The 22,916-nt window shown below is 70.3% G+C and carries 17 protein-coding genes and 1 riboswitch; of the genes, 10 read left to right on the top strand and 7 right to left on the bottom strand.

The features are described from left to right. Positions 1 to 3 precede the first annotated feature (3 nt). Positions 4 to 777, top strand: coding sequence for a TorF family putative porin (locus SLW56_RS09110; protein ID WP_223875633.1), 774 nt, complete (start codon positions 4 to 6; stop codon positions 775 to 777). 12 nt (positions 778 to 789) lie between these two features. Here SLW56_RS09110 and SLW56_RS09105 read toward each other — a convergent pair whose 3' ends face one another. From SLW56_RS09105 to SLW56_RS09095, 3 genes are read right to left on the bottom strand one after another with little or no spacing between them, the layout of a single operon-like run. Then, entirely contained in the window at positions 790 to 1,494 is a 705-nt protein-coding gene (locus SLW56_RS09105) for a sulfotransferase (RefSeq protein WP_320694732.1), read from the bottom strand. After that, positions 1,491 to 2,405, bottom strand: coding sequence for a sulfotransferase domain-containing protein (locus tag SLW56_RS09100; protein WP_152235557.1), 915 nt, complete (start codon positions 2,403 to 2,405; stop codon positions 1,491 to 1,493). The genes SLW56_RS09105 and SLW56_RS09100 overlap by 4 nt, the downstream gene beginning before the upstream one ends. Further along, positions 2,398 to 3,786 (bottom strand): cytochrome P450, encoded by a 1,389-nt coding sequence (locus SLW56_RS09095; protein ID WP_267103699.1) that lies wholly within the window; start codon positions 3,784 to 3,786, stop codon positions 2,398 to 2,400. The genes SLW56_RS09100 and SLW56_RS09095 overlap by 8 nt, the downstream gene beginning before the upstream one ends. Positions 3,787 to 4,319: 533 nt before the next feature. On the opposite strand from SLW56_RS09095, the gene SLW56_RS09090 reads away from it, so the two are divergent. Further along, positions 4,320 to 5,081, top strand: a complete 762-nt coding sequence (locus SLW56_RS09090; protein ID WP_267117496.1) for a class I SAM-dependent methyltransferase — start codon at positions 4,320 to 4,322, stop codon at positions 5,079 to 5,081. A gap of 267 nt (positions 5,082 to 5,348) precedes the next feature. Here SLW56_RS09090 and SLW56_RS09085 read toward each other — a convergent pair whose 3' ends face one another. The 3 genes from SLW56_RS09085 to ahcY form a co-directional block, all read right to left on the bottom strand. Then, positions 5,349 to 5,648, bottom strand: a complete 300-nt coding sequence (locus SLW56_RS09085) for a type II toxin-antitoxin system RelE/ParE family toxin (RefSeq protein ID WP_267085449.1) — start codon at positions 5,646 to 5,648, stop codon at positions 5,349 to 5,351. Between the two features lies 1 nt (position 5,649). Then, a complete protein-coding gene (locus SLW56_RS09080; protein ID WP_320694731.1) occupies positions 5,650 to 5,934 on the bottom strand; it encodes a ribbon-helix-helix protein, CopG family in 285 nt (94 codons plus the stop codon). Between the two features lie 260 nt (positions 5,935 to 6,194). Next, positions 6,195 to 7,640, bottom strand: a complete 1,446-nt coding sequence (ahcY, locus tag SLW56_RS09075; protein WP_152235560.1) for an adenosylhomocysteinase — start codon at positions 7,638 to 7,640, stop codon at positions 6,195 to 6,197. Between the two features lie 33 nt (positions 7,641 to 7,673). Next, a riboswitch (S-adenosyl-L-homocysteine riboswitch) is annotated at positions 7,674 to 7,773 on the bottom strand. 152 nt (positions 7,774 to 7,925) lie between these two features. Here ahcY and SLW56_RS09070 point away from each other — a divergent pair. From SLW56_RS09070 to SLW56_RS09050, 5 genes are all read left to right on the top strand, one after another. After that, the gene (locus SLW56_RS09070) at positions 7,926 to 10,469 is read left to right on the top strand and encodes a prolyl oligopeptidase family serine peptidase (protein WP_226978436.1); all 2,544 of its coding nucleotides are present in this window, start codon (positions 7,926 to 7,928) and stop codon (positions 10,467 to 10,469) included. 160 nt (positions 10,470 to 10,629) lie between these two features. Next, a complete protein-coding gene (gene ppc / locus SLW56_RS09065; RefSeq protein ID WP_295937963.1) occupies positions 10,630 to 13,344 on the top strand; it encodes a phosphoenolpyruvate carboxylase in 2,715 nt (904 codons plus the stop codon). An 83-nt stretch (positions 13,345 to 13,427) separates the two neighbouring features. Then, positions 13,428 to 14,003: a TetR/AcrR family transcriptional regulator gene (locus SLW56_RS09060; RefSeq protein ID WP_152235562.1), complete on the top strand. Its 576-nt coding sequence runs from the start codon at positions 13,428 to 13,430 to the stop codon at positions 14,001 to 14,003. A 59-nt stretch (positions 14,004 to 14,062) separates the two neighbouring features. Then, entirely contained in the window at positions 14,063 to 15,043 is a 981-nt protein-coding gene (locus tag SLW56_RS09055; RefSeq protein WP_267085464.1) for a DUF4105 domain-containing protein, read from the top strand. After that, positions 15,040 to 16,989 carry an alpha/beta hydrolase gene (locus tag SLW56_RS09050; protein WP_320694730.1) on the top strand — a complete coding sequence of 650 codons (1,950 nt, stop codon included), beginning with the start codon at positions 15,040 to 15,042 and terminating at the stop codon, positions 16,987 to 16,989. The genes SLW56_RS09055 and SLW56_RS09050 overlap by 4 nt, the downstream gene beginning before the upstream one ends. A gap of 64 nt (positions 16,990 to 17,053) precedes the next feature. On the opposite strand, the gene SLW56_RS09045 is transcribed toward SLW56_RS09050, so the two are convergent. Further along, on the bottom strand, positions 17,054 to 17,368 hold the full coding sequence (locus SLW56_RS09045; protein WP_320694729.1) for a hypothetical protein: 315 nt from the start codon (positions 17,366 to 17,368) through the stop codon (positions 17,054 to 17,056). Here SLW56_RS09045 and SLW56_RS09040 point away from each other — a divergent pair. The 3 genes from SLW56_RS09040 to SLW56_RS09030 all read left to right on the top strand — a co-directional run bounded on the left by SLW56_RS09040 (position 17,367) and on the right by SLW56_RS09030 (position 22,578). Then, complete coding sequence (locus tag SLW56_RS09040; RefSeq protein WP_320694728.1) at positions 17,367 to 20,153, top strand: TonB-dependent receptor; 2,787 nt, start codon at positions 17,367 to 17,369, stop codon at positions 20,151 to 20,153. The two genes, SLW56_RS09045 and SLW56_RS09040, sit on opposite strands and share 2 nt — an antisense overlap. Before the next feature lie 86 nt (positions 20,154 to 20,239). Continuing rightward, positions 20,240 to 21,316, top strand: coding sequence for a phosphatidylinositol-specific phospholipase C1-like protein (locus tag SLW56_RS09035; protein WP_267085455.1), 1,077 nt, complete (start codon positions 20,240 to 20,242; stop codon positions 21,314 to 21,316). A 44-nt stretch (positions 21,317 to 21,360) separates the two neighbouring features. After that, positions 21,361 to 22,578 carry a histidine-type phosphatase gene (locus tag SLW56_RS09030; RefSeq protein WP_267085456.1) on the top strand — a complete coding sequence of 406 codons (1,218 nt, stop codon included), beginning with the start codon at positions 21,361 to 21,363 and terminating at the stop codon, positions 22,576 to 22,578. Positions 22,579 to 22,916: the final 338 nt, after the last annotated feature.

The following is a 22,916-nucleotide window of genomic DNA, read 5'->3' as shown; positions in this document are numbered from 1 at the left end:
GCCATGCGCAGCGCAGCGCTGCTGCTGGCGCTGGGCGTCGCCGCACCGGCCTGGGCCGGGACCGCCAGCGCCAATCTGGCGGCGACCTCGAACTACGTCTCGCGCGGATTCGAGCAGAGCTGGGGGCGGCCGGTGCTGCAGGGCGGGCTGGACGTGGCCGCGGACAGCGGCTGGTATGCCGGCACCTGGGCATCCGGGGTGAGTCCGTACTTCATCGAAGGCGGGCACGTGGAGTGGGACGTGTATGCCGGCTACGCGGCCAGCCATGGCGACTGGGGCTGGCGCGCCGGCGTCTACCACTACGCCTACCCCGGCGCGCGCATGAGCGCCAGCGGCACGCGCTACGACTATGGCGAGGCCATCGTCGCCGGGCACTGGCGCACGCTGGAACTGTCCTACGCCAGCACCTGGACGCGCGACTACTTCGGCTACAACAGCGCCACGCTGGGCGTCGGCCAGGGCCGGCACTCGCGCGGCTCCGGTTATCTGGCGCTGGACGCCACGCTGCCGCTGGCGCCGGACTGGCAGGCCAGCGTGCATGCCGGCCACCAGCACGTGCGCAACTTCGCCGACTACGGCTGGACCGACGCGCGCGTGGGCCTGAGCCGCACCTGGCGCGGCACCGAGTTCGGCCTGAGCTACGCACGGGCCTGGAACAGCGCCGGCGTCTATCGCCGCTACACCACCGGCGTGGCGGATGGCGAGGGCCGGGTGCACGTCTCCAACCCGATCGACGGCGCCTGGTCGTTCTCGATCAAGCGCAACTTCTCGCTATAGGCGGACGCGCGCTCAGCCGTCGGCGGGCGCTGCGAACGCCTCGACGGCGAGCCGGTCCAGGTAGGCGCGCAGGCGTTGCTCGCGTTGCGCCGGGTCGCTGGGCAGCGGGCGCGCTTGCGTGCCGCCGCCGCTGCGCGCATGCACGCGTGGATACGGCTGTGCCGGCACCGGCACGCCCAGGAAGGCGCACAGCGGCTCCCAGCCCGTCTGCGCGTCGGTGTCGAGCACCAGCAGGCGCTGCGCCGGCACGCTGGCGATGACCGCCTGGTTCCAGCGGCGGAAATAGTCGGTCATGAAGCTGCGATCGTCGATGCGCGTGGCGAAGTCGCGGCGCAGGAACTGGCTCAGCCGCTGGCCCTCGGCGCCGAACAGGGCCGGCACCCTGCCGTCGCTGGCGAAGATGGTGCTGCGCACCGACTCGAACCAGGCATCGGCATCGCGCACGGTCAGGATCACCTTGGCCTGCGGGTAGCGCGCGACCAGCTCGCGCCAGAAGCAGCAGCCGGGATAGTCGACGGTGGCGGTACAGCCGGCGAACAGCGTGTCCCAGTCCGCCTGCCCGTCGATCGCCGCGTCCCACAGCGGCAAGGCCTGGCGCAGGTGCGCGGCCAGTTCCATGGCGTGATAGCAGCGGCCCAGGCCCAGATGTTCCAGCGCCAGCTTCAGCGACAGGGTGCCGGTGCGGCCGAGGCCGGCGCCGACGACGCACAGGCTCATGCCGACGCCCCGGCGCCCTGCGCCAGCCACTGCGTGGCCTCGCGGCCCAGCTCCGCCTGCGCGCGCGCCTCGTAGTCGGCGGCGACGGTCGCCGGCAACAGCGTACGCCAGCGGCCGCTGCGGCCCTGGTTGAAGAAGGCCTTGCCGCCTTCGCGCCACAGCCCGGCGCCCTGCGGCACGTAGCGCGCGGCGTGCTGGCGCATGTAGCCGAACTGGCAGTGCGCCAGGATGGTCTCCCGGTCCGTCTCGCGCACCGGAATCTCCAGGAACGCGGCGATGCGCCGCACTTGCCCGGGCAGATCCTGCAGCAGGTCGGCGTAGTGCACCAGCAGCACGTTCGGCTGCGCGCGCTGCTGCCACCAGCTGCGCACGCCTTCCCAGAACGGCCAGAACGGTGCGCCGTCGTGGGCCAGCCAATGCGCCACGTAGGCATCCATCGGCAGGCTCGGCGGCGGCACCACGCGCAGCTTGCCCGGTTCGGCCGCCCCGGCATCCAGCCGCGCCTGCGCATCCTGGCTGACCGCACACTGGTGGTCGTACAGGCTCAGCGCGATGTCGCGGCCGTCGCGGCCGATGTACAGGTATTTGGCGCGATCGCTGACCACCAGCGCATCGGCGGGCAGATGCGTCTTGATGAAGCGCCGGTGGGTCTGCGCCTGCAGCAGCGCGAGCTTGCTCGTGCGGTCCGGGTACACACCGTCCAGCCACGGCGAGATCGCCGACACGTCGACGTCCGCCGCGCCCTCGAACAGCAACTGCGCGACGATCTGCTGCAGCCAGGTGGTGCCGGCCTTGGCGTAGCTGGCGATGACGATGTCGCCGTCGCGAAACTCCAGTTCGTTCCAGGCGGCGGAATCGAAAAAGCGGTTGGAGTATTCCCGGGTCTTGGCGAAGGCAGTGGAATCAGCCATGCGGGGTTTCCGGTGTGCGGGGGAAGGGCGCCGTCGCGGGCGACTGGCGGGACAGGGTTGTCGTGCGCGGGCGCAAGGCGATGCGGACATCGAGTGGACGCAGCACCAGCGCCGGATACGGCCGTGGCCGTGCATCCGTCGCCAGGTGCAGCGTGCGCTCGCGCAACAGGCCGGCCACGACCACGGTCATCTGCACCAGCGCCAACTGGCTGCCGATGCAACTGCGCGGACCGCCGCCGAACGGAAAGTAGGTGTAGCGCGCCGGTGTCTGCGCCGGGTCCAGCCAGCGCGCCGGCAGGAAGCGGTCCGGCGCGGAGAAGTGACGCGGATCGCGCTGCACCACCCACTGGCTGACGATCAGCTGGGTACCGCGCGGCACCGCGAAGCCGCCCAGCGTGGTGTCGCGTTGCGCGATGCGCGCGGTCATCCACGCCGGCGGATACAGGCGCATGGCCTCCTTCACGCAGGCGCGCGTCAGCGGCAGGCGTTCGACGAGCGCATCGGCGCAGGGCGTGCTGGATGCGCCGTCGATACCGGGCAGGGCATCGGCTTCCTCCGCCACGGCCTGCGCGATCGATGGATGTTGCGCCAGCAGCAACAGCGTCCAGGTCAGGCCGGCCGCCATCGGCTCCAGCGCCGACATCAGCATCGCCGCCGCTTCGTCGCGGCACCAGTCGTCGTCGGCCTGCGGAGCGTCGCGTCGCAGCAGCTCCAGCACCGAGGCGTCTGCGCCATCAGAATGTGGCGACGTCAGGATCTGCGTCAGCGCGGTGTCCAGTGCGCCGCGTGCGGCACGCAGGCGGCGCTTGCCGGCACTCGGCCACCAGGCCGGCGCCGCGGACGGCGTACGCGTCTGCTGCAGGATCGCATCGACCATCGGCAGCATCCGCAGCAGCGCCGGCGCGTGCACCGCATCGCCGAGCAGGAAGCCGGCGCCCAGTTGCGCGCAGAGCGCGGTCATGGTCAGGCGCAGGTCGTGCACGTTGTCGATGTCGTCGCGCGATCGCAGCAGCGCCTGTGTGGCGGCGGCCGCCTTTGCGGCGTAGTCGCGCACCAGGCTGGCGCGGAACGCGGGCTGCAGCGCCTGGCGCTTGCGCCGCCAGGCCTCGCCCTCGCTGTTCATCACCGATGCCGGAAATGCAGCGCGCCGCGCACGCGGATCCGGATCGGATTTGGCGTAGAGGCTGCCGTCGTCGCCGAGCACCGTGGCGATCGCGGTTGGTGCTGCGAGCAGATAGGTGCGCTCGGCGATCCGCACCACGTCGCCATGCGTGCGTGCGCAGTGTTGCAGGAAGCCGAGGGGATCGGTGGCGAAAGCCTGCCGGTTGCCGAATGCCCAGTGCCCGCGCGGGCCTGGCGGGCGCGGATGCGGATCGGTCACGTGCAGATCCGCACGAATAGCCGTGTCGGCGGGTCACACCGCGACGCAGGAGGGGACATGGAGCCGATGGCGAACGGGCGTGCGGCCGTGCGAAGCGGAGAGCGCTGGGGAGAGGGGGCGGGTCGCCCCCTCTCGCACGGTCATGCCACGCGACGGTGGCGGGGGAGGTCAGTAGGTGTAGATGTAGCCGAGCTTGCGGCCACCGAGGCTCTGCACCCAACGCGACAGCGAATCAAAAAGGCGTTTCATGGCGATACTCCTGATTGAGCGGGGGATCTGTTGCGATTGTCGCGCCTGCCTCAGCGTGGCAGGCGCGGGAAAAAGCATCCTCGCTTGGATGCGGCGGCGCAAGCAAAAGACTGAAGCGCGGCCAACTGCAATGCGCATGTCATCTGCAGTTTTGTGGCGTGTGTCGCACGCGATTGCAGCGCATCGCCGCGCCTGCCATGCAGGGTGCCGCCCTGCATGTGTGGCCACTGCGTCGCCATCGCTGCGTGCTATGGTCGCGCCACTTCGGCAACGAGTGGCTGCGGATGCCCGTGACCCACGAGTACGATCGCCTGGCCGCGATCTACGACCGTTTCTACGATCGCTGGCCTGCCGCCGTCACCCAGCAGTGCGTCGGTGTCCTCGCCGAGCTGGCCGCGGGCCGTGCGGCGCTGGAACTGGGCATCGGCACTGGCCGCATTGGCTTGCCGCTCGCGCACTGCGATGTGCCGGTCACCGGTATCGACAATTCGCCTGCGATGCTCGAGGCCTTGCGTGCCAAGCCCGGCAGCGAACGCCTGCACCTGGTCTGCGCCGATTTCGCCGACATGCCGGTATGCGGCCCGTTCGGCCTGATCTACGCGGTGGCGGCATTCGGGTATCTGCTGACGCAGGCCGAGCAGCTGCGTTGCATGGTCAACGCGGCGCGCTGCCTGGCGCCCGACGGCCGCTTGCTGATCCAGAGCGCGGTGCCGGGTGCGGAGCTGTTCGAAAGCGGCGGCAAGGTCAGCCAGGTGCTGGACGTGCCGGACACCCAGGGCGACGGCGCGGCAGTGATGCTGGTGTGCTCGCAGCCCGATCCGCTGCAGCAGCGCATCGACCAGCGCGTGGTGGTACTGGGCGAATCCGGTACGCGCATCTTCAGCGAGCGCCGCCGCTACGTGTGGCCATCGGAGCTGGACCTGATGGCGCAGATCGCCGGCCTGCGCCTGGAGGCGCGCTGGAGCGACTGGGCACGCACGCCGTATCACGCGCGCAGCCGGATTCAAATTTCGGTGTACGCGCCGGCCAGCGAGTGCACGGCCTGAAGATCGTGCCGTTGCAGGCGTTGGATGACGGCGTCCTATCTACAATTGCGGCATCGGTATCGGCAGGACCGTGTCGCCTTTGGGTTGGTGTCCATGCCGGCGGTACCCGCCGAAGGTCATTCAGTATCCAATCCGCCGACAGCGAGATGCCGCACTGGTTGCCGTCGGGGGCGAGGTGAGGATCAATCAGTTGGCGATGGCCCGAGGGCGATCCACGATGCCCCTGCCGGCATCCGTCGATGCGGTGGTGCGGACGTCGACTCGGTTTCATCCGCCGAGCGCATAGCCCGCCTCCCGCTGTGCGCGGATGGCCATCACGATCACCGTATCGGTCACATCCACATAGCGATACAACGCCACATACCCATGCGCACCGCGGCCCATCACCAGTTCGCGGTTGTCTCCATGGACCGGGCGGCCGATCAAGGGATTACCCGCCAGTACGTCGAACGCGCTGACGATCTCCTCGGTCCTCGCCTCGGCATGCTGGCTCTCGTGCTCGCGCAAATACGCAGCGATCCGCTCCAGATCCTCGATCACGCCGGGAGCGATGCGGACGCGCGTCACCTCAGTCTTCCAGCTTGCGCGCTACCGGCCGCTTTGCGGGCTTTCCTGCGGCCAGTGCCTTGAAATAGGCACGCGCTTGGTCCCAGGGAATGGTCTCACCCGTTTCCAGGAACTCGGCCCAGCGCTGATCGGCCTGGGCATGGAAGTCGACGCGCCGCTCGGCCAGCTCGGCCTTCTCGGCGATGGCTTCCAGGATGAAGTTGTGCGACGTGGTGCCGGCCGCTTCCGCGGCCTTGGCGACGCGGGCCTTGAGCGCGTCCGGCAGGCGGATGGTGGTGGTGCTCATGGGGAGCTCCAGGCGATTGGTGTGGAATCAATGTAGCACAGGTGTGGTACAGACGGCCTGGCTGGGCAGGCGCGTCGGCCGACTGGCCGGAAAAGGCCGCTTGGAGCAGGGATTGGCGCAAGGTGGCGACGTCTGCGGTTTTTCGCTCCGTACGAATTTCCAGCTCCCTTCCCCCCACACGCTTGCTGCGCCGATCGCACAAAAAAACGGGCGCCTCGCGGCGCCCGTTCCTGTCTGCCTGGCGATGTGCTGCCGATGGCTCAGTAGCGGTAGTGCTCCGGCTTGAACGGGCCATCGACCGGCACGCCCAGGTAGGCGGCCTGCGCGTCGGTGAGCTTGGTCAGCTTCACGCCGATCTTCTCCAGGTGCAGGCGTGCCACTTCCTCGTCCAGCTTCTTCGGCAGGCGGTACACCTGCTTCTCGTAGCTGTCCTTGTTCTGCCAAAGGTCGATCTGCGCCAGGGTCTGGTTGGCGAAGCTGTTGGACATCACGAAGCTGGGGTGGCCGGTGGCGCAGCCCAGGTTGACCAGGCGGCCTTCGGCCAGCAGGAAGATCGCGTTGCCGTTGGGCAGCACGAACTTGTCCACCTGCGGCTTGATGTTGATCTTCTGCACGCCCGGCAGCTTGTACAGCGCCTCGACCTGGATCTCGTTGTCGAAGTGGCCGATGTTGCAGACGATGGCCTGGTCCTTCATCTGCGTCAGGTGCTCGATGCGGATGATGTCCTTGTTGCCGGTGGTGGTGACGTAGATGTCGGCCTGGCCGAGGGTGTCCTCGACGGTGTTGACCTCGAAGCCTTCCATCGCCGCCTGCAGCGCGCAGATCGGGTCGATCTCGGTGACGATGACGCGGGCGCCGTAGGCACGCAGGCTGTGCGCCGAGCCCTTGCCGACGTCGCCGTAGCCGCACACCACCGCGACCTTGCCGGCCAGCATCACGTCCATCGCGCGCTTGAGGCCGTCGGCCAGCGACTCGCGGCAGCCGTACAGGTTGTCGAACTTGCTCTTGGTCACCGAGTCGTTGACGTTGATCGCCGGGATCAGCAGGGTGCCGGCTTCGGCCAGCTGGTACAGGCGGTGCACGCCGGTGGTGGTCTCTTCGGAGACGCCTTTCCAGTCCTTGACCACGCGGGTCCAGTAGCCCGGGCGCTCCACCGCCACGCGCTTGAGCAGGTTCTTGATCACCTGCTCCTCGTGCGAGGAGGACGGCTCGTCCACCCACTTGGCGCCGTTCTCCAGCTCATAGCCCTTGTGGATCAGCAGGGTCACGTCGCCGCCGTCGTCCACCACCAGTTCCGGGCCGGTCTGGGTGCCGTCGGGCAGGGTGAAGGTCAGCGCGTCGAGGGTGCAGTCCCAGTATTCCTCCAGGGTCTCGCCCTTCCAGGCGAACACGGGGGTGCCGGTGGCGGCGATCGCCGCGGCGGCGTGGTCCTGGGTGGAGAAGATGTTGCACGAGGCCCAGCGCACATCGGCGCCGATGTCCTTCAGCGTCTCGATCAGCACCGCGGTCTGGATGGTCATGTGCAGCGAGCCGGTCACGCGCACGCCGGCCAGCGGCTTGGCGGTGGCGTACTGGCGGCGGATCGACATCAGGCCCGGCATCTCGTGCTCGGCGATGTCCAGTTCCTTGCGGCCCCAATCGGCCAGGGAAATGTCGGCGACCTTGTAGTCACCCTCGGTGGAAAAGCTCTTGAGTGCAGCGTTCATCGATAAAGCTCCGGTCAATGGCGAGAAACTCGCGAAGTCCGGGCGCCGTTGTCGCTCAAGCCTCGCGCCGAGCCTGGCCGGATCTGGAGACGGGGAATCCGGTCTCGATCCGGTCGCAGCGCCCCTCGGCGCAAGGGGTAACCGATTATAGCGGCTGCCGCGTGTGGCGCTTGAACGCGGGTCAGTGCGGGGAATGGCATGCCCAAGCCCAACAATCGACAGGGGGCGGGCGGCGCCGGCCCTGCTACCGTCGTCGGTTCGATCGATGGGAAGGAGAGGGGAGAGATGAACCAGATCACAGTGCGCGGGCGCCGCCGTGTCGCCAGGCCGGTCTGCGGCCTGCTGTGCGCGGCCCTGGCCGCGGCCGGCAGCGCCGCCGCCAACGCGGCCTCGGCACCTGCGGCGGCTGCCGTGAGCGCCGATCCGTCCGACAGCGGCTATCAACTGCCGTCGGCGCCGCTGCAGGCCATCGTCGATGCGCCGCGGCCGCCGCAGCTGTCGCTGAGCCCGCGGCGCGATCTGGCGGCGATGCTGCAGTTGCCCGCGCTGCCCGGCATCGCCCAGGTCGCGCAGCCGGAACTCAAGCTGGCCGGGCTGCGCATCCATCCGCGCACCCGCTCGCAGAGCCGCTTCGCCTTCGGCGACAAGCTGTGGCTGCTGCGCATCGCCGACGGCAGCGAGCTGCAGATCGAGGGTTTGCCGTCGCCGCTGTCGATCGCCGGCATGGCCTGGGCGCCGGACCAGCGGCATCTGGCCTTCAACCGGGTCGACGGGCGCAGCGGCGCCAACGAGCTGTGGGTGGTGGACATCGCCGCGCGGCGTGCGCGACGTGTCGCCGAGCGGCTCAACACGGTGTCCGGCGAGGGCTATGCGTGGATGCCCGACAGCCGCCAGTTGCTGGTGTTGCTGCAGCCGCAGGCGCAGGGCGCGGCGCCGCCCGCCGACGCGGTGCCGACCGGGCCGGCGGTGCAGCAGACCGCCGGTGGCGGTGCCACCGCCTTGCGCACCTACCAGGACCTGCTGAAGAACGAGGCCGACGCGCGCCAGTTCGACGATCAACTACGCGCGCAGCCGGCGCTGGTCGACGTCGACGGGCGGATGCAGCGCATCGCGTCTCCCGACCTGTATCTGTCGCTGGCGCCGTCGCCGGACGGCCGTTATCTGCTGGCGCAGCGCCTGCAGCGGCCGTTCTCCTACCTGGTGCCGGCCAGTGGCTTCCCGCGCACCATCGAGGTGCTGGACCGCGCCGGCAAGCCGGTGCACACGGTGGCGCAGCTGCCGCTGGTGGAAGGCCTGCCGACCGGCAACGATGCGGTGCGCACCGGTGTGCGCGATATCGACTGGCGCAGCGACGCCCCGGCCACCCTGGTCTGGGCCGAGGCCCAGGACGGCGGCGACCCCGCGCGCGAAGCGGCGGTGCGCGACGCGGTGCTGCTGCAGGCGGCGCCGTTCAAGACACCGCCGGTGACGCTGGCGCGCCTGCAGTCGCGCTTCGCCGGCATCGCCTGGGGCCGCGGCGACCTGGCGCTGATCGACGAGTTCTGGTGGAAGACGCGCCAGACCAGACAATGGCGTGTGGCCCCGGACCATCCCGCGCAGGCGCCGCAGCTGCTGGTAGAGCGTTCGCAGGAGGACCGCTACGCGGATCCGGGCACGCCGGTGACGGAGCGCGATGCGGCCGGCAACCCGCGCCTGTTGATCGCCGCCGACGGCCACAGCCTGTTCCTGCGCGGCGAAGGCGCCTCCCCGCAGGGCGATCGACCGTTCCTGGATCGCTACGATCTGGACACGCGGAAAAGCACGCGCCTGTTCCAGTCGCAGGCGCCGTACTACGCGGTACCGCAGGCCTTGCTCGACGCCAGCGGCCAGCGCCTGCTGATCACCCGCGAGACGCCGCAGGAGCCGCGCAATTTCTACCGGCTCGACGCTGCGAACGCGGAGCCGGTGGCGCTGACCCATTTCACCCATCCCACGCCGCAGTTGCGCGACGTGCACAAGGAACAGATCCGCTATCGGCGCAAGGACGGGGTGGAGCTGACCGCGACCCTGCTGCTGCCGCCGGGCTACGACGCCAAGCGCGACGGCCCGCTGCCGATGCTGATGTGGGCCTACCCGGGCGAGTTCAAATCCGCCGACGCCGCCAGCCAGGTCACCGATTCGCCGTACCGCTTCAACGCGATCGGCTACTGGGGCCCGCAGGCGTTCCTGGCGCTGGGCTATGCGGTGCTCAACGATCCGTCGATGCCGATCGTCGGCGAGGGTGCGCGCGAACCCAACGACACCTACGTCGAGCAACTGGTCGCCGATGCGCAGGCGGCGGTGGACGAGGTGGTGCGGCGCGGCGTCGCCGATCGCAACCGCATCGCCATCGGCGGGCATTCCTATGGCGCCTTCATGACCGCCAATCTGCTCGCGCACACGCGCCTGTTCAAGGCCGGCATCGCCCGCAGCGGCGCCTACAACCGCTCGCTGACCCCGTTCGGCTTCCAGTCCGAGGAGCGCACCTACTGGCAGGCGCAGCCGGTGTACCAGGCGATGTCGCCGTTCAACTACGCCGACCGGATCAAGGATCCGCTGCTGCTGATCCACGGCGCCGAGGACAACAACTCCGGCACCTTCCCGATCCAGAGCGAGCGCATGTACGCGGCGATCAAGGGCAACGGCGGCACCGCGCGGCTGGTGATGCTGCCCAACGAGGCGCATGCCTACCGCGCGCGCGAGTCGGTGCTGCAGATGCTGGCCGAGAGCGAGCGCTGGCTGCGCACCTATCTGGGACCGGCGCCCACGCCGACGTCCATGCCGGCTGCGGCAGGCGCCACGCCGCGCTGAGCCGCGCCTGCGCCACGGCCGCACGTGCGTGCCGCCGTGGCGCAGGGCGCTGCTGTGCAGTGCAAATGGTTCGCTTTGAAACCGTCGCGCGGCCGACGGGAACGCGATCCCTTTTCGGTTAGGCTTGCGGCGCCCCCACTGCCGAGCCATGCGTTTCCCGATGAACGAGTCCCGCAGCAGCATCGTCTTCGCCACCCCCGACCTTCCCCTGCGCGACGACGTGCGCCGCCTCGGCGCCCTGGTGGGCGACCTGCTCGCCGAACAGGTCTCGGCGCAGTTCCTCGACGAGATCGAACGCATCCGCACCACCGCGATCGCGCGCCGCGAGCGCGCCGCGCCGCTGTCCTCGCTGAGCGAGCAACTCGCCGGCCGCGCGCCGCGCGATGCCGAAGCGCTGGTGCGCGCCTTCAGCACCTATTTCCAGGTGGTCAACATCGCCGAGCGCGTGCACCGCATCCGTCGCCGCCGCGACTACCAGCGCAGCAGCGCCGACACGCCGCAGCCGGACGGCCTGCTCGACGCCTTGCGCCGGCTCAAGGCGCAGGGCGTCGGCATCGACGAACTGCGCGACTGGCTGCCGCGCATCGACGTCGAGCCGGTGTTCACCGCGCACCCGACCGAGGCGGTGCGGCGTGCGCTGCTGGAGAAGGAACAGTTGATGGTGGCCAGCCTGGTCGACAACCTCGACGGCCTGCGCACCCCGGGCGAGCGCGCCACCGACGCGGCGCGCTTCCGCATGGCGCTGACCGCCTCGTGGCAGACCGCCGATTCCTCGCCGGTGCGTCCCACCGTGGAGGACGAGCGCGAGCATGTCGGTTTCTACCTGACCCAGGTGCTGTACCGGGTGATCCCGGTGATGTACGAGACCCTGGAGCACGCCATCGAGCAGACCTACGGGCAGGCGCTGAGCCTGCCGCGGCTGCTGCGCTTCGGCACCTGGGTCGGCGGCGACATGGACGGCAACCCCAACGTCGATGCCGCCACCATCACCGCCACCCTCGACGCGCAGCGGCGTGCGGTGCTGGAGCGCTATCTGAAGGAACTGTGGCAGCTCGCCAGCCTGCTCAGCCAGTCGACCACCCTGGTCGCGGTCAGCGCGCCGCTGCTGGAGCAACTGGAGCGTTACCGGCAACTGCTGCCGGAAGCCGCGGCGCGCTCGCGGCCGCGTCACGGCGACATGCCGTACCGCCTGCTCAACGATCTGATGCGCGCGCGCCTGCAGGCCACCCTGGACGATGCGCCCGGTGCCTATGCCGCGCCGGCCGAACTGGAAAGCGATCTGCAGTTGATCCTGGACAGCCTGCAGGCCAACAAGGGCCTGCACGCCGGCTGGTTCGCGGTGCGGCGCCTGCTGTGGCGGGTGCGCAGCTTCGGCTTCCACCTGGCGCGGCTGGACGTGCGCCAGGAGTCCAGCGTGCATGCGCGTGCGGTCGCCGCCGCGCTGGACACGCAGGACTGGGACGCGCGCGCGGTGGAAGCGCGCGCAGGCCTGCTCGGCCCCTACGCCAGCGGCGAACAGGCGCTGCCGGCGGCCGACGACGACGGCAATGCGCGGCTGGACGCGGTGTTCGCCGCGCTCGCCGATGCGCGCGCGCGGCACGGCGCCGACGCGCTGGGCAGCTACATCATCTCGATGGCGCACGACCGCGCCGACGTGCTGACCGTGCTGGCGCTGGCGCGCCGCGGCGGCCTGGTCGATGCCGACGGCGCGGTGCCGCTGGACATCGTGCCGCTGTTCGAGACCGTGGACGACCTGCGCGGCGGCACCGCGACCCTGCGCGACCTGCTGGCCGACCCGGTCTACCGTCGCCACCTGGCCGCGCGCGACGACGTGCAGATGGTGATGCTCGGCTATTCCGACAGCGGCAAGGACGGCGGCATCGCCGCCTCGCGCTGGGGCCTGCAGCGCGCGCAGGTGGAACTGCTGGAGGCGGCGGCCGAACTCGGCATCCGCCTGACCTTCTTCCACGGCCGCGGCGGCTCGATCGTGCGCGGCGGCGGCAAGACCACGCGCGCGCTGGAGGCGGCGCCGCGCGGCAGCGTCGACGGGCGCCTGCGCGTGACCGAGCAGGGCGAGGTGATCCACCGCAAGTACGGCATCCGCGCGCTGGCGCTGCGTTCGCTCGAACAGATGACCGGCGCGGTGCTGCTGTCGAGCCTGCGTCCGCGTGCGGCCGATGCGCGCGAGGCCGGCTGGCGGCCGGTGATGGACCTGGTCGCCGAGCACAGCAGCCAGGCGTACCGCGGCTTCGTCGGCGATGCCGAGTTCATGCGCTATTTCCGCCTGGCTACGCCGATCGACGTGATCGAGCGCATGACCCTGGGCTCGCGGCCGTCGCGGCGGCTCGGCCAGGATGCGGCGCTGTCCAACCTGCGGGCGATTCCCTGGGTATTCGCCTGGAGCCAGGCGCGCGCGGTGATCCCGGGCTGGTACGGCGTGGGCAGCGGCCTGCAGGCGGCGGTGGACGCCGGACACGAGGACGCGCTGCGCGCGATGGCCGCGGACTGGCCGTTCTTCCGCACCTTCCTCGACGACATCGCCATGGTCCTGTCCAAGGGCGACCTCAACATCGCCGAGATGTTCTCGCGCCTGTCCGGGCCGCTGCACGAGCGCTTCTTCCCGCGCATCCGCGACGAACTGGCGCTGACCAAGGGCTGGGTGAAGGCGCTGACCGGGCAGTCGTCGCTGCTGCAGCACGATCCGCGCCTGGCCTTGTCGATCCGCCTGCGCAATCCGTACATCGACCCCATCAGCGTGCTGCAGGTGGACCTGCTGCAGCGCTGGCGCGCTACCGACGGCGAAGACGAGGACCTGCTGCGGGCGCTGGTGGCCTGCGTCAACGGCGTCGCCCAGGGCGTGCAGAACACCGGCTGAGCCCGGTGCTTCCAGGGCGCCGCCGGTGGATACCGGCGGCGGCCGGCCGTGATTCGCTTGCAAGCGGACAAAATTGTCCGATAATGCCGCGCATGGAAATGCGAGCCGATACCGCCCACCGCCGCCGCCTGTTGCTGGACGCCGCCGACGAGGTGTTCTGCGAGCACGGCGTGCTGGCGCCGCTGGAACTGGTGGTGGAGCGCGCCGGCCTCGGCCGCGCCACCCTGTACCGCCATTTCGCCGACCGCACCGAGTTGATGGCGGCGCTGCTGGAACGCGGCCTGGACGGCCTGGAGGGCTGCGCGCGCGAGATCGGCACGCGGCCGGACGGGCTGTTCCTGCTGATGTACGACGTCGCCGAACACATCGCGATGTCGGCGCCGCTGGCCGACTACTGGCGGTCGATGCCGCGCGAGCATCCGACGATCGCCGCGGCGCATACGCGGGCGATGGCGATCCTGCTGCCGTACCTGCAGCGCGCCATCGCCGCCGGCCTGTGCCGCGCGGACCTGGGCGAGCAGGACCTGGCCCTGGCGATGGACATGCTCGGCGCCTGCCAGCGCGGCAGCGACGAGGCCGAACGCAAGGCGCTGGCGCAGCGTTGTTGCCGCCTGCTGTGCCACGCCCTGGCCACGCCCGCGGCGGCGGCCGAGTTGTGAGCGCCGACGGCGCCGCGCGTCGACGCGCCTGGCCATGGCGGCTGGCGCGCGCACTGGCGATGCTGGCGGTGCTCGGCGCCAGCCTGTGGGGCGCGCTGTTCCTGAGCTATCTGCCGCATACCGGCGCGGTGGTGCGCTACGGCTCGGCGCTGCTGTGGGCCGCCTTGGGCGGCGCGGCGCTGTGGGGCCTGCGGCATCCGCGCGAGTACCGCGTGCTGCCGCTGCTGTTCGCGGTCGGCTGCGCCGGCATGGCGGTGGGCTGGTCGGCGCTGCAGCCGCAGCAGAACCGCGACTGGGCCGACGATGTCGCGCAACTGCTGCAGCCGCAGGTGGACGGGCATGTGGTGACCCTGCACAACGTGCGCAATTTCGCCTGGCGCAGCGACCACGACTACACCCCGCGCTGGGAGACGCGCCGTTACGACCTGGAGCGGCTGGCCTCGGCGGACCTCGCGCTGTCGTACTGGATGGGGCCGGCGATCGCCCACACCCTGGTCTCGTTCGGCTTCGACGACGGCCGTCGCGTGGTGTTCTCGCTGGAGATCCGCAAGGAGCGCGGCGAGGCGTTTTCGGCGCTGGCCGGGTTCTTCCGCAACTTCGAGCAGGTGATGGTCGCCGCCGACGAACGCGACATCCTGGCGGTGCGCAGCAACGTGCGCGGCGAGGACGTCTATCTGTACCGGCTCAACCTGTCGCGTGCGCAACTGCGCCAGCTGTTCCTGGGCTACGTGGCGCGGGCGCAGCAACTGCAGCGCACGCCGCGGTTCTACAACACCGCCACCAGCAATTGCACCACCATCGTGTTCGAGCTGGCGCGCAAGCTCGATCCCGCACTGCCGCTCGACATCCGCCTGCTGCTGTCCGGCTACCTGCCGTCCTACGTCTACGCGCAGCACGGCTTCGTGCCCGGCTACAGCCTGGCCACGCTGCGCACGCGCGGCCGCATCGGCGAACGCGCGCGCGCGGCTGGCGTTGGCGACGACTTCTCCACGCGCATCCGCGCCGGCATTCCCGGCGACGATCCCGCCGTCGCGCCATGACCCGGTACTTACGTCTTGCGCGGTGCGCGGGCACCGCGCTGCTGGCTGCCGGGCTGCTGCTCGGCAGCGGCTGCGCCATGGTCAGCGTGCAGTCGCGCAGCGCTGCCGACTACATCGCCACCCAGCGCGGCGACGTGCTCAGCACCGGCAAACTCAGCGATGCCAGTCTGGAGACGTTGCGCGTGCTCGCGCTCGATCCCAAGACCTGCGAGGCGGACGTTGCGGCCTGCGCCACGCAGCTGCGCGCCCTGCAGGGGCTGGATCAGGAGCGGCGGCTGGCGACCCTGTCGGAGCTGTGGGTGCATGCGGCCAATGTGCGCACGCCGCGGCAGGCGAGGGCGCTGGACGATGCGACGCTGCAGGCCTGGCTGGAAGCCGCGCGCTACGCCTACGCCTACCTGTTCTACACCCAGCGCCCGGCCAGCGCGCGCGCCTTCGAGGACCGGCAGACCCAGGTGCGCGACTACTACAACTACGCCGTGCAGCAGGTGGTCGGCGAGCTGTTCCTGCGCTGGCGCGCCGGCAGCGCCAGCGGCGAGTTGCACGACGACGACACGCTGCGTACGGCCGGCTGGCAGGTGCGTGCGGACATGGGCAGCTTCCGCCTGCCGGGTGGCGTGGCACGGCCGGACGCGATGCTGCCGGCGTCGACGCTGCGCTTCGATGGCCTGCGCAGCACCTACCGCCGCGACGGCTTCGGCGCCGAACTGGTCGCGGAGATCGCGCCGTCCAAGGTCGGCGATCCGACCGCGGCGGCGGCCGCCAAGGCCGCGCCAAACCCGCACGCGCCCGCGTTCAGCGAGATGCCGTATGCGCCGACCACGGTGCTGCTGCGCTTCGACGGCGACAGCCTGGCGCAGGTGGTGGATACCCGCAGCGTGGTGGTCGCGCCCTACGACCCGTACCGCGACGGCGAGGTCGAGGTGCACGGCCAGCGCCTGCCGCTGGCGGCCAACTTCACTGCCGCCTACGGCCTGTGGCTGGCCCGTGCCGGCTTCGCGCGGCAGTCGCTGCGCTCCATGCTCGGCCGCGAGGATGGCATCGACCAGCCGCATCTGTACCTGATGCAGCCGTACGATCCGGACCGACGCATCATCCTGATGCTGCACGGCCTGGCCAGCAGTCCGGAGGCCTGGGTCAACGTCGCCAACGAACTGATGGGCGATGAACAACTGCGCCGCCACTACCAGATCTGGCAGGTCTACTACCCGACCAACATGCCGATCGCCTGGAACCGCGCGCAGATCGAGACGCTGGTGCAGCAGACCCTGCGCCAGTTCGACCCACAGGGGCAGGCGCCGGCCTCGCAGCACATGGTCCTGATCGGTCACAGCATGGGCGGGGTGATCGGGCGCCTGTTGGTCAGCGACTCCGGCGACACGCTGTGGAACGACCTGATCGGCGCGCGCGGCGACCGGCGCCCGCTGGACCCGCAGGCGCTGGCGCAGTTGCAGCCGCTGCTGCGCTTCGCGCCGTTGCCGGAGGTGGACCGCGCCATCTTCATCGCCGCGCCGCAACGCGGCACCACCTTCGCCGAAGGGCGCCTCGGCCGCCTGGCCGGGCGCCTGGTGCGCCTGCCGGTGACGCTGCTCGATCGCTTGAACACCTTGCTGCAGGGGATCGACGGCCCCGACGGCGCGCCGATGCGCGTGCCCAACAGCATCGACAACCTGCGCGACACCGATCCGTTCGTGCGCGCGGCGGCGGACCTGCCGATTTCGTCGGCGGTGCGCTACCACACCATCATCGCCCGCCGCGATCCGGCGGTGCCGCTGGCCGACTCCGACGACGGCTTGGTGCCGTACCGCAGCGCGCATCTGCCGGGCGCGGTCTCCGAACTGGTGATCACCTCCGGCCACAGCGTGCAGGAGACGCCGCAGGCGATCCTGGAGATCCGCCGCATCCTGCATGCGCAATTGCAGGTGGACGCCGCCGCGACGCGGTGACGCTGCCCGTGACGGGCGGTTGTGCGCGTTCTTCGTCGAGCGCCCGCTGGGTTGCGTTGTCGCCTCATGCGCCCCACGGGCTGGGCGAGGCATCGCCTGCTGGAGCGTTGGCCGCCGCGTCGACGGAAGCGGCCAGGATGTCGCGCTGCCATCGGTGGCGCAGCCGCAAGACGGCACGGCGAATGGTTTCAATTGTGCCGAATTGCGCAGGAAAGGCGCCGAATCGTCGGTCGACGACCTGCGGTGACATCGTTGTCATCAAATTGCAGCCGCGCCTGCCAACAATGCGCGCCGCCGCGAACACGATCACGGCCTCTCTCCCCTCCATGCCCGGCCTGCGGCCCGTTCCGTTGGCCGCGCCTACGTTCGGATTTTTCATGTCGCACTCGATCCATCTTCAGAAACGCCTGTCACTGGCGATCGCCGCCGCGTTGCTCGGTGTCGCGCCGATGGCCTTGGCCCAGGCGCAGGATGCGCAGGAGACGCAGACCGCCGCGTCCGACGCCAGCGCCAAGACCCTGGACAAGATCACCGTCGCCGTCACCCGCTACAACGCCGCGGACATGCAGATGGCCGCGACCAACACGGCCAACGTGCTGTCGGCCGAGGACCTGAAGTACACCGCCGTGCACAACATCGCCGAGGCGCTGGGACTGCTGCCCGGCGTCAACGTGGTCAACACCGGGCAGTCGTACTTCGGCGGCGTCGACGGCGCCGCGCGCGGCGAGGGCATGTTCGCCTCGGTGCGTGGCCTCAATGCCGAGTACAACGTCAACCTGATCAACGGCGTCAACGTGGCCCAGGGCCTGCCCTACAGCCGCAGCGTGCAGCTGAGCCTGCTGCCGCCGTCGGGCCTGCAGACCATCGTGTTGAACAAGACCTCCACCGCGGCGATGGACGGCGACGCGATCGGCGGCACCATCGACTACCGCACCCCCAGCGGCTTCGACTACAGCGAGGCGATGGGCGGCAGCGTCACCGCCAGCGGGCGCATGGAAAGCCGCGCGCGCGACTACGGCGACAACGGCCTGGGCAAGGGCGCGGCCGGCGAATTCCACGCCAAGTTCGGCGCCGACAACCAGTTCGGCGTGTACACCAGCGCGTACTACGACGAGCGCCACTACGTGAACAGCGAAGTGGCCAACGCCGCCGCCTCGCGTGGCGACTGGGGCAAGAAGTACTTCTCGCGCACCACGGCCAGCGGCCAGCCGGCGCCCGGCTACGATCCGCAGGACCTGCTGATGGCCACCGGCGCCAACATCGGCTATTCCGCCGGCGACACCACGCGCTACGGCGGCAACGTGTCCTTCGACTGGCACGTCGACCCGAGCCTGCAGCTGTACGCGCGCGCCACCTACGCCTACGCCAAGACCGAGCAGAACACCGGCTACACCCAGCTGGTGCCGGCCAACGTGAGCCTGGCGCAGATCGGCACCACCGGCGTGTACCAGCCGCAGATCAACCGCGTGGCGGTGCGCTACTGGTACGAGACCAACCCGGAAGTGGCGGACCTGGCCACCTTCCAGTTCGGCGCCGACAAGCAACTGGGCAACTGGACGCTGTCGCCGAACCTGTTCTACAGCTACGGCGACAACGATCGCCCGGACCACGTGGAAATCTCCGCGCGCGTGGACCAGTACGCCTCCACCCAGTTCCCGTACGGCGGTGCCAGCACCTTCTCCGGCTACGACGGCGACGGCTTCCCCAAGCCGCTGCTGACCCCGGCGCTGCAGGCCCAGGCCAGCGACATCGGCAGCCTGTATGCGCGTCGCTACGGCCAGTTGACCAAGTCCTACAGCGGCCAGACCAAGGGCGGCGCCAAGTTCGACGTGCGCTACGACTTCGACCAGGGCGCGCTGAGCAACATCCAGTTCGGCGTGAAGTATGTCGACAGCTCCCGCGACTTCACCTCGCGCGACTGGACCAACAGCAAGTTCACCGACGGCACCCTGCTGCGCGACACCGGCCTGGTGGTCGGCCAGTACGACTCGGTGTACCCGGGCAAGTACGCATGGCCGACGGTCAAGCTCAGCAACGGCGGGCTGAAGGCGATGATCGCCCAGCATCTGACCGCGGCCAGCTTCGACACCTGCGGCAGCCTGGCGATCAACAACCAGAACTGCGCGACCATGCGTGGCGACGAGGCGGTGACCTCGGCGTATGCGATGGCCACCTTCCGCAGCGGCGACCTGGAAGTGATCCCGGGCGTGCGCTTCGAGCACACCAGCATCCGCAACACCTTCTGGACCATGCCCGAAGACGCCAACGGCAACGAACTGCCCGGCTTCTTCAGCAGCAGCCACACCAGCTACGACGTGCCGCTGCCGAGCGTGTTCCTGAACTACCGCCCGGGCAACGGCAATGCGGTGTACCGCGCCTCGGTGTGGACCAGCTACACCCGGCCGGCGCTGGTGCAGCTCGGCGGCGGCGCCAACTACGACGTCTCCAGCGACGGCACCACGGTCATCACCGAGGGCAATCCGGACCTGAAGCCGATCAAGTCGCTCAACGTCGACCTGTCCGGCGAGTGGGACAACGGCCACGGCGGCCACGCGATGCTGGCCGGCTACTACAAGCGCCTGACCGACTACATCTACGAGAGCGGCTCGGATCCGGCCAACGCCGGCACCAGCACCGGCGCCGGCAATGTGCGCTACGTGCGTCCGCAGAACGGCGGCGACGGCAAGGTGCTCGGCGTCGAGGCCGCGGTGCGGCAGACCCTGCAGGGCATGCCGGCACCGCTGGACGGCTTCGGCATCGGCGCCAACGTCACCCGCCAGACCACCCGCGTCGACCTGGGCATGGACGGCTTCCACGACGAGCGCATCCAGAACGCGCCGGACCTGATGGCCAACGCCGAGCTGTTCTACGAGAAGGGCCCGCTGTCGGTGAACCTGGCCTATCACTACTCCGGCGAGTACGTCTCGGTGTACGACTACTACAACCGCGGCGCCACCTGGGACGACCTGTGGGTCAAGCCGATCACCCGCGTGGACCTGCACGTGGGCTACACCTTCAACGAGCACCTGCGCGCCGACCTGTCGGTGGCCAACCTCACCAACCGCCTGAGCTACTGGGCGCACGTGGGCCACAACAGCACCGCGATCTCCGACATCGTCGATGCCGGCCGCACCGCGCTGCTGAACGTGAAGTACACGTTCTGAAGCGGGCGCCTGCGCACGCGGGACGTCGCCACCCGCCGCACGGCCCTGTGCCGTGCGGCGGGTGGGGCGTTGTCGGCATCGCCGCGATGTTCGTCTGGCTGGCGCTGACGATCCTGCCGGGAATTGCGTGGTCGACAGAGGTGCCGGTGACGGTGCCGATCGACGGCCTGCGCCTGGACCAGGTGCAACTGCTCGGCTCGCACAACAGCTATCGGCCGGTGCCGACCGCGCAGGTGCGCCAGCGCCTGCAGGCGCACGACGCCGCCGAATGGCCGGCACTGGCCTATGGCCATCCTTCGCTGCAGGCCCAGCTCGCGCTGGGGCTGCGGCAACTCGAACTCGACGTGGCCGCCGATCCGCACGGCGGCCTGTACGCCGCACCGTATGCACGCGCGGATGCGGCGACCCGGGCCCGCATGCACGCGCCCGGCGCCAAGGTCCTGCACCAGCCGGGCCTGGACTACGCCAGCCACTGCCTGCGCTTCCGCGATTGCCTGGCGATCCTCGCCGCCTGGTCGCGCGCGCACCCAAGGCATGCGCCGCTGGTGGTGCTGGTCAATGCGGTGGATTTCGATCCGGTGCCGGGCCTGTGGCCGCACCGTTCCGCGTTCGACGCTCATGACCTGGACTCACTGGACCGCGACATCGTCGAGGTGGTCGGGCGCGCGCGCCTGATCCTGCCCGACGACGTGCGCGGCGCCGCGCCGAGCCTGCGCGAGGCGGTGCTGGCGCATGCCTGGCCGCGGGTGGCGCAGGCGCGCGGCCGCATGCTGTTCGTGCTCGACGGCAATCCGCGGCACGAGGCGCTGTATCGACAGGATCATCCATCGCTGCGCGGCCGCATGATGTTCGGCTGGTACGCGCCGGACCAGCCGGAAGCGGCGGTGCTGTCGATCGAGGATCCGCTGGCCGAGGCGCCGCGGATCCGCGCGCTGGTGACGCAGGGCTTCCTGGTGCGCACCCGCGCCGATACCGATGGCCGCGAGGCGCGCGCGCACGACCGCCGCCGCGCACGGGCGGCGCTGGAGGCCGGCGCGCAATGGATCAGCACCGATTACTACGCTGGCGCCCCGGATCCGCAGCGGCTGGGCTACTGGCTCGGTATCGCCACGGGCCTGCGCTGCGACCGGGTCACGGCCGCATGCGGCACGAGCGCACCGTGAGACTTTCCATGTTGGGGACGATGATGAAAACAAGAACGCGTTGGATGCTGTGGGTCGTGCTGCTGGTGGCGGCATTGGGCGCGCAGGCGCGGCCGGCGTCCAAGGCCGCGCCCGCGCTGCAGGTGGAGAAGGTCTGGATGCTGTTCCGCCACGGCGTGCGCGCGCCGCTGCCGGGCGAGGCCGCGGCCGCCGCGCTGGCGCCGCAACCCTGGCCGGTGTGGGACACGCCGCCGAGCCTGCTCACCGCGCACGGCCGCACGGCGGTGGAACGCAGCGGCGACTACACCCGGCAATGGCTGCTGCGCGATGGCGTGCTGCCGGCGCAGGGCTGCCCGGCCGATGGCACGGTCAGCATCTACGCCAACTCCGATCAGCGCACCATCGTCAGTGCGGAGCTGCTCGCCGACACCCTCGCGCCCGGCTGCCATCTGCAGGCCGGCCACCAGGCCGAGGGCAGCGACGACCCGCTGTTCCGTCCGGTGGAAGCCAGCGCGGTGGAGTTCGATGCCGCCGCCGCGGTGGCCTCGATCCAGCGCCAGACCGGCGGCCCGGGCGCGGTGCTGGCACCGTATGCGCGCGAACTGCGCACCATGCAGGAGATCCTCGGCTGCACGGAGCGCTGCGACTTCGTGCACATGCCCTCGTCGCTGACCCCGGGCGCGAACGGGCGCAGCCTGGCCTTGCACGGCCCGCTGGACCTGACCTCGGGCACGGCCGAGGTGTTCATCCTGCAGTACGCAGAAGGCATGCCGCTGGACCAGGTCGGCTGGGGTCGCGCGACGCCGGCGCGCATCGCCGCGGTGTCGCGACTGCACGCCTTGCTGTTCGAGATCTACGCACGGCCGCAGTACATGGCCGCGCGCGCGGGCGCGCCGCTGGCGCACCGCCTGCTGGACACGCTGGGCGCTGACGACGCGCCGCGGCTGAGCGTGCTGGTCGCCAGCGACACCCACATCGCCGCGCTAAGCGGCCTGCTCGACCTGCACTTCCACCTGCCCGGTTTCGGCCGCGACGACGCGCCCCCCGGCGGGGCGCTGGTGGTGGAGCAGGTGCGCGACCCACGCAATGGCCAGCGCTACGTGCGTGTGCGCTACCAGGCGCAGTCGCTGGACCAGTTGCGCGCGCTGACCCCGCTGAGCCTGCGCCATCCGCCGCTGCTGCAGACCCTGCAGATTCCCGGTTGCAGCGACGCCGCGACCGGGCTGTGTCCGCTGCCGAAGTTCCAGGCGCTGCTGCAGGCCGCGCTGCAGCGCCGCGGCTGAGGCGCTCCCGCCGTGACCATCGCTGCTGCCTGGCGGACCAGGTGAAGCACACATGCCGTGCCGCCTGTACGGCCGCCCTTGAGCGCACGCCGACGATGCGGTAGCGCGCGTGTCTGCCTGCGGGAGTCGACTGTCATGCAGCCGCGGCAAGCGCCGCCGACAGCCGACTGACACCCTCCGTCGTCGGGACTGAAGTCCCTCCCACAAGGAGGCCCAGTCCATCCTGCGGAACGACTTCCGTTGCGACGCGCGTTCCAAGCAACGCATGTCGCGGCCGAAGCCGCTCCTTGTATCTGGACATGTCGCCCCTAAACAGGCGTCATGTCTTCCGACTGATC

It is taken from the genome of Xanthomonas sp. LF07-6, from assembly GCF_034105445.1.
GTDB lineage: Bacteria > Pseudomonadota > Gammaproteobacteria > Xanthomonadales > Xanthomonadaceae > Xanthomonas_A > Xanthomonas_A sontii.
The sequence above is the reverse complement of the archived record's forward strand: the minus strand, read 5'-3'. Positions and strand labels throughout refer to the sequence as shown.